The organism is Acinetobacter towneri DSM 14962 = CIP 107472, from assembly GCF_000368785.1.
In the GTDB taxonomy this organism is placed as follows: domain Bacteria; phylum Pseudomonadota; class Gammaproteobacteria; order Pseudomonadales; family Moraxellaceae; genus Acinetobacter; species Acinetobacter towneri.
In genome coordinates this window covers 17749-34233 of record NZ_KB849691.1, presented here as the reverse complement: position 1 = coordinate 34233, position 16485 = coordinate 17749, and the positions used below count along the sequence as shown (strand labels likewise).

General features: G+C 41.6%; 14 protein-coding genes. 4 read left to right on the top strand and 10 right to left on the bottom strand.

Annotated features, from left to right (window positions below; translation table 11 throughout):
- Positions 1-55: 55 nt before the first annotated feature.
- Positions 56-394, bottom strand: coding sequence for a P-II family nitrogen regulator (gene glnK / locus F947_RS11065; protein WP_004650081.1), 339 nt, complete (start codon positions 392-394; stop codon positions 56-58).
- Between the two features lie 276 nt (positions 395-670).
- On the opposite strand from glnK, the gene F947_RS11060 reads away from it, so the two are divergent.
- Together F947_RS11060 and F947_RS11055 are read left to right on the top strand one after the other, a co-directional pair.
- Positions 671-898: an accessory factor UbiK family protein gene (locus tag F947_RS11060; RefSeq protein ID WP_004975661.1), complete on the top strand. Its 228-nt coding sequence runs from the start codon at positions 671-673 to the stop codon at positions 896-898.
- Between the two features lie 72 nt (positions 899-970).
- A complete protein-coding gene (locus F947_RS11055) occupies positions 971-2458 on the top strand; it encodes a YifB family Mg chelatase-like AAA ATPase (RefSeq protein WP_004975658.1) in 1488 nt (495 codons plus the stop codon).
- A gap of 154 nt (positions 2459-2612) precedes the next feature.
- Here F947_RS11055 and F947_RS11050 read toward each other — a convergent pair whose 3' ends face one another.
- Positions 2613-3365 (bottom strand): TorF family putative porin, encoded by a 753-nt coding sequence (locus F947_RS11050; RefSeq protein ID WP_026438393.1) that lies wholly within the window; start codon positions 3363-3365, stop codon positions 2613-2615.
- A gap of 1120 nt (positions 3366-4485) precedes the next feature.
- Between F947_RS11050 and F947_RS11045 the strand changes: the two genes are divergently transcribed.
- A complete protein-coding gene (locus tag F947_RS11045; protein WP_004975652.1) occupies positions 4486-5826 on the top strand; it encodes an OprD family outer membrane porin in 1341 nt (446 codons plus the stop codon).
- A 99-nt stretch (positions 5827-5925) separates the two neighbouring features.
- Here the strand turns inward: F947_RS11045 and ppa are convergent, their stop codons facing one another.
- Positions 5926-6462: an inorganic diphosphatase gene (gene ppa, locus F947_RS11040; RefSeq protein ID WP_004975651.1), complete on the bottom strand. Its 537-nt coding sequence runs from the start codon at positions 6460-6462 to the stop codon at positions 5926-5928.
- 124 nt (positions 6463-6586) lie between these two features.
- A complete protein-coding gene (locus tag F947_RS11035; RefSeq protein WP_004975648.1) occupies positions 6587-6985 on the bottom strand; it encodes an MAPEG family protein in 399 nt (132 codons plus the stop codon).
- Between the two features lie 104 nt (positions 6986-7089).
- Here F947_RS11035 and F947_RS11030 point away from each other — a divergent pair, with 104 nt between their 5' ends.
- Complete coding sequence (locus F947_RS11030) at positions 7090-7470, top strand: hypothetical protein (protein ID WP_004975646.1); 381 nt, start codon at positions 7090-7092, stop codon at positions 7468-7470.
- Between the two features lie 108 nt (positions 7471-7578).
- Here F947_RS11030 and F947_RS11025 read toward each other — a convergent pair whose 3' ends face one another.
- From F947_RS11025 to F947_RS11000, 6 genes are all read right to left on the bottom strand, one after another.
- Entirely contained in the window at positions 7579-9255 is a 1677-nt protein-coding gene (locus F947_RS11025) for a long-chain-fatty-acid--CoA ligase (RefSeq protein WP_004975645.1), read from the bottom strand.
- 148 nt (positions 9256-9403) lie between these two features.
- Complete coding sequence (parC, locus tag F947_RS11020; protein WP_004975642.1) at positions 9404-11623, bottom strand: DNA topoisomerase IV subunit A; 2220 nt, start codon at positions 11621-11623, stop codon at positions 9404-9406.
- A gap of 174 nt (positions 11624-11797) precedes the next feature.
- Positions 11798-13117 (bottom strand): niacin transporter NiaP, encoded by a 1320-nt coding sequence (niaP, locus tag F947_RS11015; RefSeq protein WP_004975640.1) that lies wholly within the window; start codon positions 13115-13117, stop codon positions 11798-11800.
- Between the two features lie 156 nt (positions 13118-13273).
- On the bottom strand, positions 13274-13918 hold the full coding sequence (locus F947_RS11010) for a trimeric intracellular cation channel family protein (RefSeq protein ID WP_004975638.1): 645 nt from the start codon (positions 13916-13918) through the stop codon (positions 13274-13276).
- Positions 13919-13983: 65 nt separating this feature from the next.
- The gene (locus F947_RS11005; RefSeq protein ID WP_004975636.1) at positions 13984-14451 is read right to left on the bottom strand and encodes a YchJ family protein; all 468 of its coding nucleotides are present in this window, start codon (positions 14449-14451) and stop codon (positions 13984-13986) included.
- A 141-nt stretch (positions 14452-14592) separates the two neighbouring features.
- Positions 14593-16176 carry a TerC family protein gene (locus tag F947_RS11000; RefSeq protein WP_004975629.1) on the bottom strand — a complete coding sequence of 528 codons (1584 nt, stop codon included), beginning with the start codon at positions 16174-16176 and terminating at the stop codon, positions 14593-14595.
- Positions 16177-16485 lie beyond the last annotated feature (309 nt).

Here is a 16485-nt window from a genome sequence, read left to right as displayed (position 1 = left end):
CCCCGACCTTTGTTTTTGTGAGTTATTAGGTACTCAGCAAACTTCATGCCATCTTTTAAACAGCATCTGCACCCGTTTCACCTGTACGAATACGGATGACTTGTTCGAGGTTAGTCACAAAGATTTTGCCATCACCAATCTTGCCTGTACTAGCAACACGAGTGATTGACTCAATCACCGAATCGACCATTTCATCGCTAATTGCGATTTCGATTTTAACTTTAGGCAAGAAGTCAACGACGTACTCGGCGCCACGATAAAGTTCGGTATGACCTTTTTGGCGACCGAAGCCTTTGACTTCTGTTACGGTGATCCCTTGAACACCAATTTCAGATAATGCTTCACGCACATCATCTAATTTAAAGGGTTTTACAATTGCAGTTACGAGCTTCATGTGTGTTTTCCTTCGGCTTAATTCACCAGTAAGGTTTTATGTTCAAATTCCATGCCAAAGTTCTAAGGTCGGGGGAAATTAGAAACCGTGACATGAGTTTTCTTTATACCTTATTTTATACATTTATATGGTTGTGATCTTCAAAAAATAGACATATTTACTAGAAGATTTACGATTTTACTCATCGAATAAATCCATATTTCGTCTGAAATGCTATAGTCTATTCAAGACCAGTGCTACACTGCCTCCATTTTCTCCATCTTTGTGGAAACAACAATGATTGAAACTTTATTACAAGCCATTTTGGAACAAGTTGAACAACCTAAAAAAGATTTAGAACATAATTTACGTGCTTTGCTCAATGAGGCGGTCACCAAAATGGATTTGGTCTCGCAAGATGAGCTAGACCGCCAACGTACTGCGCTCAATAATGCCAACTTACGTTTAAATGAATTGTTAAAACAGGTTGAAGCACTGGAACAGAAAATTCAACTCCAAAAATAAGCACCAATTGAGTGCATAAATACAAAAACCAAACATTATAAAAATAACGCACCAAAACGGATCATCATAAAAATGTCTTTTGCCAAAGTGTATACGCGGGGGCTGCTCGGCTTGCACGCCCCTGCAATTGAAGTCGAAGTCCATCTGAGTCAAGGCTTACCTTCTTTAACCATTGTCGGTCTAGCCGAAGCTGCCGTGCGTGAGAGTAAAGATCGGGTACGCTCTGCCATTATTAACAGTGGTTTTCAATTTCCAACCAAACGTCTGACCATTAATTTAGCGCCTGCCGACTTGCCCAAAGATGGTTCGCGTTTGGACTTAGCCATTGCTTTAGGCATTTTAATTGCTTCGGGACAATTGCCCGAACAAAGCACTGAAAGTTTAGAGTTTATTGGAGAATTGGCTTTAGATGGTCAATTGCGTCCCACCACAGGCACACTCAGTATTGCGATTGCCTGCCAACAGGCACAGCATCGTTTGGTTTTACCTGAACAAAATGCACAAGAAGCTGCTCAATTGCCTGACTTTGAAGTCTTTGCCGCCACACATTTAAAACAAGTTTGCGAACATTTGGCACAAAGCCAGCCTTTAAATAAAGTCACCGCGACTGCCCAACCACAGTTATCACATTCCGCCTTTGATTTAGTCGATGTTAAAGGACAGTTGCGCCCACGACGTGCTTTGGAAATTGCGGCTGCAGGTGGACATTCATTGCTATTCAAAGGCCCACCCGGTACAGGCAAAACCTTATTGGCATCTAGGCTTTCCAGTATTTTACCGCCATTGAATATGCAGGAAAATTTAGAGGTTGCCAGTATCTATTCAGTGGCCAATAGCCCGCATACGTTTGGACAGCGTCCTTTTCGCGCCCCACATCATACCGCTTCTGCTGTAGCCTTGGTCGGTGGAGGCTCATATCCCAAACCCGGTGAAATTACCTTGGCGCATTTAGGCGTTTTATTTTTAGATGAATTACCTGAATTTGATAAAAAAGTGTTAGAAGTGCTGCGCCAACCTTTAGAGTCCAAAGAAATTGTGATTTCCCGCGCTTCTCGGCAAATTACCTTTCCAGCCAACTTTCAACTAATTGCCGCCATGAATCCCTGTCCTTGTGGTTATGCTTTTAATCAGGATGTGCGCTGCCAATGTTCTGCAGAAAGTATTAAACGCTATCAAAACCGTATTTCAGGGCCGTTATTGGATCGTATCGACTTACACATTGATGTACCACCTCTGCAAGCACATGAATTACAGGACACCCGACCAGTGGAAAATTCTGAAACCGTGCGAAGCCGTGTCATTCAAGCATATACACGACAATTGCAACGCCAAGAGTGTTTAAACATGGCGCTCAGTCCCAAACAATTAGAGCAATTTGCACATTTAGATGATACTGCGCAAAATATTTTAGCCATTGCGCAGCAGCGTTTGAACTTATCGGCACGTGCGTATCATCGGGTGTTACGAGTGGCACGCACCATTGCAGATTTAGCCCAAAGTGAACAGATTCAAAGTCCACATTTGAGTGAAGCACTGTCTTATCGTGCCCATGAAGCCTGATTGAAAGTCTAATTAAGAGTTCGATTAAGAATCTGATTAAAAGTCTAAGAGATGAAAATAGCCCATTGCCATGCCTGTACAATGGGCGAGTTGTTTTTATTGTTTTAAGTTTCACTCCTAACTGGAGCTTTTATTTATCGTCGTAGCCGTATCTTTAGAAGGCTTTAGTTAAAGTAAATACAGCTCCTGTTTCAACGCCACGCTTTGCCGCATGCGAAAAACCATCGGTATCAATATCAGTTCCTACAGCAGCCAATTCAGCAGATAAACCTTCAACTGAAGCAAAGTTATAGCTTACACCGACTTTCCAATCTACATAGCTGTCTTTTCCACCGCCAAAATCAAAGTCATCTGCTTGGGTGTAACCTAATCCAGCAACCCCAGAAAAGCCGGTACTTCCAATGGGTGCGGTATAAGTGGCATTGAAATACCAAGCATCGGTGTCACCACCTAAGAAATCATTACTGTAGTTAATGGCTGTTAATAAGCTGGCATCTTTAAACAAAACATCACTAAAACCTAATTTTGCATAAGCTTCGAGCCAGTTTAAATCGCTCTCACTTGGGTAGGCGTAATACCAAAAACCCACATCCAAAATGGGTTTGCTGGCAAAATAATCTAGGCTTGTGGTATAGCCCATATAAGGGTCAAGCTCTAAATGTGCCGTACCACCAAAATCGACATTGGAACCCCACACGCCTGCATACACGCCAGAATCATGGCTGAGAGCAAAACCTGCTTGCACTGCGGGATCATTAAAGGTTTGAGTTAAACCACGATAGCGATAATCACTGGTTAAGGCTGCTGTCCCGCTAAACGACATGCCTGTCGCATTTTCTGCAGCAAAGCTGAGACTTGATGTGGCTGCGAACATCGCCAAAGAAAGTGTTTGAAGTACGAATTTCATTTTAGATTCCCCCTGCATCGGATGAGATGCCTTTGTCTATTTTTTTTGACTCAATGAAGGAATTGCAAACTCTATGCCAACGATGAAATTCAGAACAGTAATTTTACGTTTAAAAGCAATAGATATAAATTTAAACTATTGTTATACATCAATTATTTTTAGTGTGTTTTTTATTTTGATTGGAATGAATTTTGATTTGCATCAATACTCGTCTTATAACCACTGCACTTTAAACATGAATTTACACAGTGCTATGATTATTTTTTGCATCCTTGCATAGCAATAAAGCTAAATCACATACCTAAAAAAGTGCAGTCGGAAATCACAAGCCTATCTTGATCAAAAAATCGAAAGTCAGGCCTATCTTGTTCATCCCTACACCATCAACCGTCAAAACTCAGTCTGCAGGCAGAAATCTCTAGCCCAAAACCGCAATATATTTTTGCACCAAAATTTGACATCAACATTCATAGCAAATGAATCCGATTACAGAAACGACAGAATGATTTTGATGATCGGAAAGCAACGACCACATAAAAGTTATCTAGAAAGCACTCTCTTAAATCGCTCTATTTGCATAGTAACGCCCAAAACCAAACACCGATGTTTCACATGAAATCCGTAATAGCCAAAAGCTATTACTCAAAGCTTGGATAAAGTTTAATTTTTATACCCTTAATTCAAATAAAGATTTATAAATTCATTTTTCTACTCATCTCAAAGCCAAAATCCAACTTAAAAGATAACTGCATCACAGAAAAAATTTTACGCCATTTTAAGGCTTATGTTGTGTTTTACGACCTTTCATCACACTTTAAACTGTTGAAATATTAAACAAACTGTGTTTTTAATGTGCGAGTTACAAAAAAGTTTCAGATGCGCTGCATTTTGGTAAATTACAGCGAACCAATAAATTTAAAATTATGTTTTTGTTTTTACTAAAAATTAAAATAATTATTCAACTTTTATAAAATCAAGATTTTTAATGACCCCACAGTTTATCGAAAAAATGCTTAACTTTAGTGTCATAAGTGCTTTAAAAGTGATATTTTCGCGCATAAATAGCGATACAATTCGCCTACGTTTCAACTACACATTTACTGCATGAGGCTCTCTCCCAATGCTGCAATCTAAAAAATTAACACTGGCGTTGCTCATCAACGCAGCGCTTGTTTCAACTGCATTTGCTAGCGAACAAAGTGAATCTAAAGGCTTTGTAGAAGACGCAAACGGTTCGGTTTTATTCCGTACAGGTTATTTAACTCGTGATTATAAAGATGTAAAACCTGGTGACGATACAAGTTCATTTGCGCAAACTGCAATCGTAAAATTAGATTCCGGCTTTACCAAAGGTGTAGTCGGTTTTGGCGTGGGCGTGATTGGTGATGCTTCATTCAAGCTAGGTGAAAATGGTCATACGGGCAATGGTATGATTCCAACGCATAGCAAGAAGAATGCAGATGGTACGAAAGATGCTTACGATCATTGGGCGCGTGGTGGTGCTTATGTCAAAGCACGTATCTCGAATACTACAGCAACTTACGGTACACAAGTTTTAGATTTACCTGTACTGGCTAGCAACACTGCCCGTTTAGTGCCTGAATATTTCACAGGTGTACTTGTTCAAAGCAATGAAATTGATAACTTAAACTTGGTTGCAGGTAAATTTACTGAGAACCAATATTCAAGCCAAATCAATTCAGATGGTAATGAATTAGACCGTGCTGTGGTATGGGGCGCAAAATATACATTTAATGATGACTTAAAAGCATCTTATTACGGTATTGATGTTAAAGATAAGTTAGATCGTCACTATGCCAATGTAAACTATAACTTCGGTTTAAAAGATGGCGCTGCGCTTAACTTTGATCTAAGCGGTTACCACACAGAATTCTCTAAAGATGCTTCAACTTATTCAGCAACAGGTACGATTGCAAACCCTGCCTATGGTACAGATGCAAAGGATGGTGGAATTGCAAAAACAGAGAAAACCAATGATATTTGGGCAATCTCTACTTCATATAGCAAAGATGTACACAATGTGATGTTGGCTTACCAACAAAACTTTGGTGATGTAGGCTATGACTACGGCGGTAACGCAGATGGTGCACAATCTATTTATCTACCTAACTCATATTTGTCTGATTTTGTAGGTAATGATGAAAAATCTTTAGGCTTACAATACAACTATAACTTTAAAAACCATGGTCTTCCTGGTCTAAACTGGACAACTGCTTTTGTTTACGGTTGGGACATTGATGTTCGTAACCGACCAAAAGATGGTCAAGAGCGTGAATTCTTTAACCAAGTAAAATACACCGTTCAATCAGGTTTTGCGAAAGATGTGAGCTTACGTCTACGTCATTCATACTACCGTGCAAACGATGAATACAAGAGCGTATATATGCCAGACACTAACGAATGGCGTATCTGGTTAGATATTCCTGTGAAATTATTCTAATTTCTCGGAATAGCCAATCCAATAAAAAACCTGCACATATTCTGTGCAGGTTTTTTATATTTTAGCTTTCACATGAAAGCTGAATAGGCTACGTGCAAATTATGGATTTGCAGCTTTGTAGCCTTCAATTGAGTTCAATACTTCTTGTTTCGCAACATCAGCACCTTCCCAACCACTTAACTTCACCCATTTGCCTGGCTCTAAGTCTTTATAGTGCTGGAAGAAGTGTTCAATTTGGCTGATCAATAATGGCGGAAGATCCGTATATTCTTGAACATCTTTATAAATTGGGGTTAATTTTTCGTGCGGAACGGCAACCAATTTCGCATCAATACCACCGTCATCTTCCATGTTCAATTTACCCACTGGGCGACAACGAATCACAGAACCTGGCTCTACTGGGTGTGGAGTCACAACCAATACGTCTAGCGGATCACCATCCAATGAAAGTGTATTTGGCACATAACCGTAGTTCGCTGGGTAGAACATTGCTGTACCCATGAAACGGTCTACAAATAATGCATCAGAATCTTTGTCAATTTCGTATTTGATTGGCGCTGCATTGGCAGGAATTTCAATGATCACATAGATGTCATTTGGTGCATCTTTACCCGCAGGGATATTGCTGTAGCTCATAGCATCACTCTTAAACAAGTTAAATCTTTTTAAAACCGCGTCAATTATAACGGTTTTCTGTCCTGAATTACTGCGCGATTATACATCTGCAAGGCAAAAATACATATTTTCAGACATGACTTGATCAGGTCAGTTTAATCACCATCAGCAAAATACAAATTGGACAAAGTAAAGACAGCATCCAAACAATTGAACGCAGCGTCGCCCAATTGGCTAAATAACAAATTCCATAAATAATGCGCAGCACAATATAAGCAATACCAAACATCATCACCACCACTTGTGGGATGACCATATATTCCGCCATGAGCACTGCAGCAATAAACATAGGCAGGCTTTCAAAACTGTTTTGTTGTACGGCATTGGCACGTGCAGCCAAACCTGTAGTTTTGGCTAAAAATTCACGTGGATTTTGGTTATCTTCACGTTTAAAGCCGCCTGCCATTTTTGCGACAACAGCAAAGACATACGGCAATAAGCAAGCAATTATAATTAGATAAACAATTCCACTTATGCTTTGCATCAATTTTTTCTCATAAACTGTATTGAGAACTTATCATAACATGGCATTTCTTGAATAAATTTTGTTAAATAGCATGTTTTAAGCAATTGTATAAAGGATCCATTATGGTCAGCCCAGATCAAAAGGAAATGTTAGATGTACTTGAAAAGCAGCGCCAACATCAACTGCGAGTGGATCGTGTTTTAAAAATTGTGTTGCCTATTGTGGCATTTTTATTGATGGTGATTTGCGCCAACATGAACGTATGGTCGACCATTTTTACCTTCGTTGTACTTTGGGTGGCGTTTTATGCGGTGGGGATTAAGCGTTTACCGTTATGGCACTGGATTATCGTGATTGTGGTGTACTGCTTAATTGATAATATTTTAAGTTATGGCAGTTTTAATCAATCAGGTTTTAGTCGCCAATTTGGTGCGATGTTTATTTTCTTGGGTATTGTGGGTGTTGGGCGTCGCTACTTTGACCGTTGGCTGATGAAAGAGTAGGGTCTGTTAATACTTCATCTATGTTGAACAAGAAGCAATCAATTTTCTAAGCATATAAAAAAACGCCCCTGAATTTTCGGGGGCGTTTTTATTTCAAAGCAGAATGAATTACGCAGTTTTACGCAAATCTTTACGCAAGATTTTGCCTACGTTCGATTTTGGCAATTCATCCATAAACTCCACATAACGCGGGCGTTTATAGCCAGTTAAGTTCTCTTTAGCGAATGCTAATACTTCTTCTGTGGTTAATGATGGATCTTTTTTCACCACAAACAGTTTTGGCACTTCACCTGATTTTTCATCTGGTACACCAATGGCTGCCACTTCCAATACTTTCGGATGCTTCGCAATCACTTCTTCAATTTCAGATGGATACACGTTAAAGCCTGATACCAAAATCATGTCTTTTTTACGGTCTACAATTTTCACATAGCCACGTGAATCCATGACACCAATGTCACCTGTACGGAAGAAACCATTAATCATCACTTTGTCAGTTTCATCTGGACGGTTCCAATAGCCTTTCATGACTTGTGGACCACGGATTGAAATTTCACCTTGCTCACCCAGTGCAACTTCATTGCCGTCATCATCCAAAATAGCCACTTCAGTTAATGGTAATGGAATACCAATTGTGCCAGTGAATTCTTCAGATGCAGGCGGGTTTGCCGTTGCAACTGGCGAAGTTTCAGACAAGCCATAACCTTCAATGATGTTAGTGCCTGTCACTTTTTTCCATGCTTCAGCAGTTGATGGTAATACTGCCATACCCCCGCCCATCGCCATTTTCAATTTGCTGTGATCAAGCTGTTTAAACTCTTCATTGTTCACTAACGCATTGAATAACGTGTTTACTGCAGGGAAGAATGTCGGCTGATATTTACGCAATTCTTTCATTACCGCAGGTAAGTCACGCGGGTTTGGAATTAATACGTTGGCCTGACCTTTATACATGCCGTAAAGTGCACACACCATGAATGCAAAGATGTGATATAGCGGCAATGCACAGAAAATACGGTCATCTGGCTGACCATCTTGCGCACCGAATTTACTCTGGAAAATACCATCACATTGCAGCATGTTTGCCACAAGGTTGCGGTGTGTTAATTCTGCACCCTTAGATACACCTGTTGTACCACCCGTGTATTGCAACACAGCCGTATCACTTAAAGTTAAGCTTGGGCGTTTGTAGTTGCTTGGGCTTACTTTAGACATTGCTGCGTTAAATTTAACGTGACCCGGAATGTTCCATGCAGGAATTTGCTTACGCACTGAACGTAAAACAAAATTCACCAACGTGCCTTTTAATGCACCTAGCATATCGCCCACAGAAGCAACAACAACATGCTTCACAGGGGTTTTACCAATAATCGCCTGATAAACGGATGCAAAGTTTTCAATAATCACTAAAACTTCAGAACCAGAGTCATTTAATTGATGCTCTAACTCACGCGAAGTATAAAGTGGATTCACGTTCACCAAAACTAAACCTGCGCGGAACACCCCCAGTGCAACCACAGGATATTGAAGTACGTTCGGCATCATCACCGCAACACGCGAGCCAGGTGCCAAACCTAAACTTTGTAAATAAGTTGCAAATTTACGGCTAGCTTCTTCTAGTTCACTAAAGCTTAAAACCTTATCCATAAAGATAAAGGCATCACGTGAACCAAATTTTTGGAAATTACGTTCAAAAATGTCTACGAGTGACGTATTTTCTGCAGGCAGTTCTACAGTTTCTGGAATCCCTGTCTTTTGGTATTCAGCAAACCAAATCTTTTCCATAATGCCAATTTCTCCAATCAATAATCCTTAGTTTTAAACTGTTTTTCTCAATACAGGACGTCGTTCTTTGCTTGTTTATGTCCCGTATTGCATCCATTTTCACGAATATAAACCATATATAACGTATTTTGCTTAAAAAACGCTAGTATTATCTTTGAATTAACAGTTTATTTGCTTTTTGGTAACCGCGTGGTAAGAGATGACCTTTCGTGCCGCGCTTCGCCACATACTTCAGCAAATCGTCGCCTTTGAGTTTGAGTTGTTGCTGTCCTGCAAATACTTGAATTGCTTCATCTAAATTTAAAGGTAACATAGACACCAACTGATCTTTTTCTTCAAGTTGTATCAATTTATTACCTTTACCTTTGTTCAAAATTGGCAATTCTGACAGTTCAATCACCAGTAAACGCCCTGCTGAACTGAGCAGTGCAACATGACTCGCGTGTTCAATCATTTGCAAGTTCATCACTGTCGATTGTTCAGGCAAAGACAGGAATGCTTTACCTGCTTTGGCACTGGTATCTAACTGTTTGGCCTGCGTTTTAAAGCCGTAACCTTTGCTGCTGGCTGCTAGAATTTCAGTCTCATCATCGGCAATCAGCAATTGTTTAAAGCCAACACCACTGGCAGGAGCAAGTTTTGAACTTAATGGTTCGCCCAAGCCACGTGCCGAAGGCAGGCTATTAATTGGCAACGCATAACTGCGTCCCGTATCATCTAAAATATAGACGCGCTGATTGGATTTGCCTTGTGCATGACTGAGATATTGATCACCCGCACGGAAATTTAGATTTTCCGCATCGACCTCATGCCCTTTGGCACAACGAATCCAGCCTGCTTCAGACAACACCACCGTCACAGGGTCGGCAGGTAGCATATCTTGTTCATTAATTGCAGTCGCTTCGGCACGCAATACAATCGGTGAACGACGATCATCACCAAATTTTTTCGCGTCTTCTTTCAACTCACTGATAATTAAGTTTTTCAATGATTCAGGATTCGCCAATTGTTCACGAATAATGGCAGCACGTGCTTCTAATTCTTCTTGTTCACGGCGAATTTCCATTTCTTCAAGCTTAGCTAAATGGCGTAGCTTTAACTCCAAAATGGCTTCGGCCTGAATTTCATCAATACCAAAATGCGCCATCAACTCGGCTTTAGGATGATCTTCTTCACGAATAATCCGAATCACGGTATCAATATCTAAATAGGCAATCAGCAAACCTGCCAAAATGTGCAGTCGCTTTTCGATTTTATTAAGATGATATTGCAAACGACGTGTGACGGTATTTTTACGAATCTCAATCCATTCCAGCAAAATACGACGAATCGATTTCACCTGCGGACGACCATCTGCGCCAATCATGTTCATATTGACACGATAGCTCGATTCTAAATCGGTCGTGGCAAACAAGTGACTCATCACCGCTTCGGCATCAATACGGTTAGAACGGAGTACAATCACCAAACGGGTTGGGTTTTGATGGTCAGATTCATCACGCACATCGCTCACCAACGGCAGTTTTTTCGCCTGCATTTGATCGGCAATTTGGGTAATGATTTTTGAACCCGAAACCTGATACGGCAATTCGGTAATCACGATTTCATTTTTTTCGATGCTGTACACCGCACGCATACGGTAACTACCACGACCTGTACTTTGCATTTTCAGCAATTCTTCAGGTGGGGTAATAATTTCAGCTTTAGTCGGTAAATCTGGTGCAGGAATATATTCTGCAACTTTTTCGTCGGTTAAATTTGGGTTACGAATCAGGGCAATTGTGCCTTTCACCACTTCACGCAAGTTATGCGGTGGAATATCGGTCGCCATTCCCACGGCAATACCTGTGGTGCCGTTAAGCAAAATATTCGGTACACGCGCAGGCAAATTGACAGGTTCTTTTAATGAGCCATCAAAGTTATCTTGCCAATCACAAGTACCTTGCCCCAATTCCGCCAAAAGTACTTCACTATATTGCGATAGTTTGGCTTCGGTATAACGCATGGCGGCAAAGGATTTAGGATCATCGGGTGACCCCCAGTTGCCCTGCCCTTCAATAAATGGGTAACGATAACTGAACGGCTGCGCCATCAACACCATAGCTTCATAACAAGCAGAATCACCATGTGGATGGTATTTACCCAATACATCCCCTACGGTACGGGCCGATTTTTTCGGTTTGCCGCTGTGCTTGAGTCCAAGCTCACTCATGGCGTACACAATACGGCGTTGTACAGGTTTCAAACCATCGCTGATATGGGGTAATGCACGATCCATAATCACGTACATGGCATAGTTAAGGTATGCACGTTCAGTAAATTCTGCTACGGAACGGTTTTCTGTTGCATGATGCGCAAGGCTTGTCATAAAACCTGTCGTCCTAAATCATTTGTTTTTGTATCAATCGGCTTATGCTATGCCGCAGCAGCATCCTGCACAAGGGCTAGTAAGGATGCTCTGCGACAATTTGTGTCTTATGCCGTAAAAATATTCATTTTATAAAAAACAGCAATGCAAAATATACGATGGCTGGTGGTTATTTTACAAACCTATCGACTCTAAAGTTCTGCCTTTGGTTTCTTCACCTAACACCACAATCACCAAAGCAACGGCCAATAAAACCGCTGTAAACATCATAAAGACATAACTAAAGCCATTTTGCATGACCATCATGTGTGTGACCACCATTGGGGCGATAATACCGCCCATACGCCCAATCGCCGAGGCCCAACCTGAACCAAAAGCACGAATATTGGTTGGATATTGTTCAGGAGTATAAGTGTATAGCACACCCCATGCGCCCAAGTTGAAGAACGACATCAAACAACCCCAGAACATGATCATCGCTACACTGTCGGCCTGACCAAAGAAATAAGCCGATACGGCACACATGCTAATAAAACCAGCTAGTGTGGCTTTGCGCCCTAATTTTTCGACCAGCCAAGCAGCTGCAATATAACCGGGTAATTGCGCCAAAATCATGCCCAACACATATTCAAATGACTGTACGATGCTGTAGCCTTGCTGCACCAACAGACTAGGCAACCAAGTGAAAATGCCATAATAGGAATAGACAATGCCAAACCAAATCAGCCACAGCATTAAACTACGGCGTGCAAATGGCCCCGACCACAGTTGGGTAAAAGAAATATGCTGTTTGGCGGCAACAGGCTGAACTTCAATCTGTTCAATGACCTCAACTCCACATTGACGCTCAAACTTTTGTACCAGTGCGTGTGCTTCGGCAATGCGACCACGATTGATCAGATATGGGATAGATTCAGGGACTTTTTTCCAGATAACCAAGGCATATAAGGCAGGCAAACCACCGATTAAAAATGCTGTATGCCAATCAAATTTTGGAATCACAAAATAAGAAACCAATGCCGCACATAACCACCCCAAGCCCCAAAAACTTTCCAGCAATACAATAAAGCGCCCACGCACATGCGCAGGAATGTATTCACTGACCAACGTCACCGCTACGGGAAGCTGCCCGCCCAAACCTAAACCGACAATAAAGCGAAAGACCAGTAACCAAGTTAAATTCGGTGCAAAGGCACAAGCGGCAGTAGCTAGACTGTAAATCACCAAGGTGGTGGCAAATACAGTTTTACGTCCAATTTTATCGGCCAGACCACCTGAAAAGACTGCCCCAATGGCCATTCCGACAAAGCCAATTGACACCACCATGCCTTTTTCGGCAGGGGTCATGCTCCAGTCTTCTGCCATTTTTGCCAAAATAAAGGAGATCAGTCCTGTATCCATGGCATCAAACATCCAGCCCAGACCAATCACCACCAGTAGGCTATAGTGGAATTTTCCAATGGGTAGACGTTGCACACGCGAAACTAAATCCATAACACACTCTTTAAGTTGGCTAAAAGGATATGGGCTAAAACACAACTGCTGTTGTATTTTTATACTATGAATTGACAGGATGTGGATAGCATTAAAAAACCGATCTGGTGATCGGTTCGCTTCTATTTAGATATTCAATACAATTCTTATAACCAATTAGGTTTCATCTTTAGAGGATGCTGAATGTTCATCATCGTCCTGATAAATAAATTTAGGCATTTCTAAGCCAAAATAAATCGCAATCAAACGCAAAGTAAAACCAAAAACAAGTGTTGAGATCACGGTCAATTCAAGCGACAAACCGATTTCGATACACAACCAATAGCAAATCACGGACACAAAAGAAATACTGGCATATAGCTCACGGCGGAACACTAAAGGCACATCGTTACACAGAATATCACGCAGAATCCCACCTGACACACCTGTTAAGACGCCTGCAACGGCAGACACCACAAAGCCATGCCCCATTTCCAAAGCAATTTGACAACCAATAATAGTGAAGCCAATTAAGCCTAAAGCATCGAGCACCAAGAAAATGGAACGTAAATGACGCATCCATTTGGCAATTAAAATGGTGATAAAAGCTGCAATACAGGTCAGCACCAAATATTCAGGATGTTTGACCCAAGTCAGTGGATAATGCCCTAATAACACATCTCGCACCGAACCACCACCCAATGCGGTGACACAGGCAATTAAGGTGACACCAAACCAATCCATGCTACGACGCCCTGCAGACAATGCGCCTGTCATCGCTTCTGCGGTAATCGCGATTAAGTAAATGACCAACAACAACATGGACTTGCCCTTCTTTCACTAGGCCAATAGATGCGCGTTATAATAAGCGAAAAACCAAGATAAAGTTATAAAAATTGCGCACAACATTGCTTAAATTTTTTACCCGAACCACAAATACACGGCTGTTTCATAGTCGGCTGTTGCCCTGTGGTCGGATCTAGAAAATACCAACGGGCCTGATGTTGCACAAAATGGGAAATTTCATGGTGAATTTGCGTCTGCTTGGCATCGTGGTAATGGGCTTTAAATTCAACTTGGGCATGGCTTTTATCTAGCTTTTCATTGCTATTCAGCACTTCGAGCTTTAACCATTGATTCGACTTGCTCCAATCTGCAATTGCGTCAACATCCAAACTTGCCTGTTGTCCTAGCGCAGTAGTTTGCACAATATAATCAATTTGTTGCAAGGCAAAAGCGCTATAGCGTGAACGCATGAGTTGGCTCGCGGTTTCTGCATGTGCCTGCCCCACATGTAAAGGTTGGCAGCAGTATTGATAATCGCCTTGCCCGCACGGACATGCCAAGTGATGCATAGAAAATTCCAGAAATTTAAATCAATAATAGGGTCTGTTGACACTTCGTCTATATTTGCAATGGCAACAGCCCCAAAACAGCCTGACAATGCAGGCTATTTTAGCGGAAGCACAAGACTGAAATGCAGTTTGGCGTTCAGTTTATGATGCGCTTGAAGATTCCTGCTGAATCAAATGCACTTTTTCAATTTTATGTCCATCCATGGTCACAATTTCAAAAACATAACCATCGGAAAGCAATTTCTCACCATTTTCAGGCAAACGTCCCAAATGGAATAAAATATAGCCTGATAAAGTTGAATATTGCTCGCTTTCATCCACCAAATCACGACCTAATAATAAAGATACGTGGCGAATATCAATGGAACCATCTAGCAATAATGTGCCATCTTCCAAACTTTCAGCACTGGCTTCGAGTGCATCTTCATCTGGGAATTCACCTGCAATTGCTTCCAGAATATCAATAGGTGTGGCAACGCCTTCAATCGAGCCGTATTCATTCAGCACAATCGCCATTTGCAGCGGTGCTTGACGCAATTGCTCCATCACCATCAAAACTTGGGCATTTTCATGCACAATTACGGGTTCACGCAAATGTGTTTCAAAGTCCAGTACACCTGTTTCAATGTATTGATTCATAACTTTATGGGTTAAGACAATGCCTGAAATATTGTCCAGTTCACCACGTGCCACAATCACTCGTGAATGGGTCATACTTAATAATTGGCTGCGAATTGAAGCATCATCTTCGTCTAAATCAATCCATTCCAATTCAGGGCGTGGCGTCATCACCGACTTTACAGGACGCTCAGATAAGCCCAACACTCCTTGTACCATCACGCTGTGATAGACGCCATTTTCAGCATCAAAGACTTCATCAGCAAAGGCGCGGGTAGCCAAAACATCTTCGTTGATATGACTGCTTTCTGTCGTATTTTGACTTTTGCCACCTAACATCCGCATCACAGCCGAAGCAGTACGGTAGCGTAAATCGGTGGTGGTCACGGTTTTTTCCTGATTTCTGCGGATGGTTTGGTTCAGGAATTCAATCATCACCGAGAAGCCGATGGCGGCATATAAATAGCCTTTTGGAATGTGATAGCCAAAGCCTTCCACCACCAATGAGAAACCAATCATCATCAGGAAGCACAGGCATAGAATCACCACGGTAGGATGCTTATTGACAAAGTCCATGAGCGCTTTAGAGGCCCACAACATAATGCCTATCGCAATGATCACCGCAATCATCATGACCGATAAATGCTGCACCATGCCCACAGCAGTAATCACGCTGTCGAGTGAGAACACTGCATCTAGCACTACAATCTGCACAATCACCATCCAGAAAGTCGCATGCACAGGGTTTTCTTCTTTTAGTGCAGGTTTGCCTTCAATGCGTTCGCGCAGTTCCATGGTGCCTTTAAACAATAGGAACACACCACCGAACAGTAAGATCAGGTCACGTCCAGAGAAAGGATGTTCAAAAATATGGAACAGAGGTTGGGTCAGAGTGACGACCCACGCGATAGAGGCGAGTAAAATCAGGCGCATCCCCAAGGCGAGAAGCAAGCCCACCACCCGTGCCGTATTGCGTTGTTCTGGCGGTAACTTTTCTGCCAAAATGGCAATAAACACCAAGTTATCAATGCCTAATACAATTTCGAGTACGATCAGGGTCAATAACCCAACCCACGCTGCGGGGTCAGACATCCATTCAAAGATCATGTGCTCTTCTCCTGAATATCATGGGTCATAAGTGCCATACGGCAATGACACTGAAAAGATAAGTTTGCTTGCTCTAGTTGGCACAGCATGTAATTTAAAAATATTCGTTCGGTGCGACTACTGCCACTGTCCATGACGATTCTATAGTTGTCAGACAAGCTTTGAGTATAGGAAAGTTTGCGCTCAGATTCATCCCCTTTTTGCGACATCATCCACGTCAATGCAGCACTTTCACAAATCTTTGCAAATTGAACACTGCATACTGACGGGTTTGTCATATTTGAGCACTAAGCTAGAGCCAACAAAAAG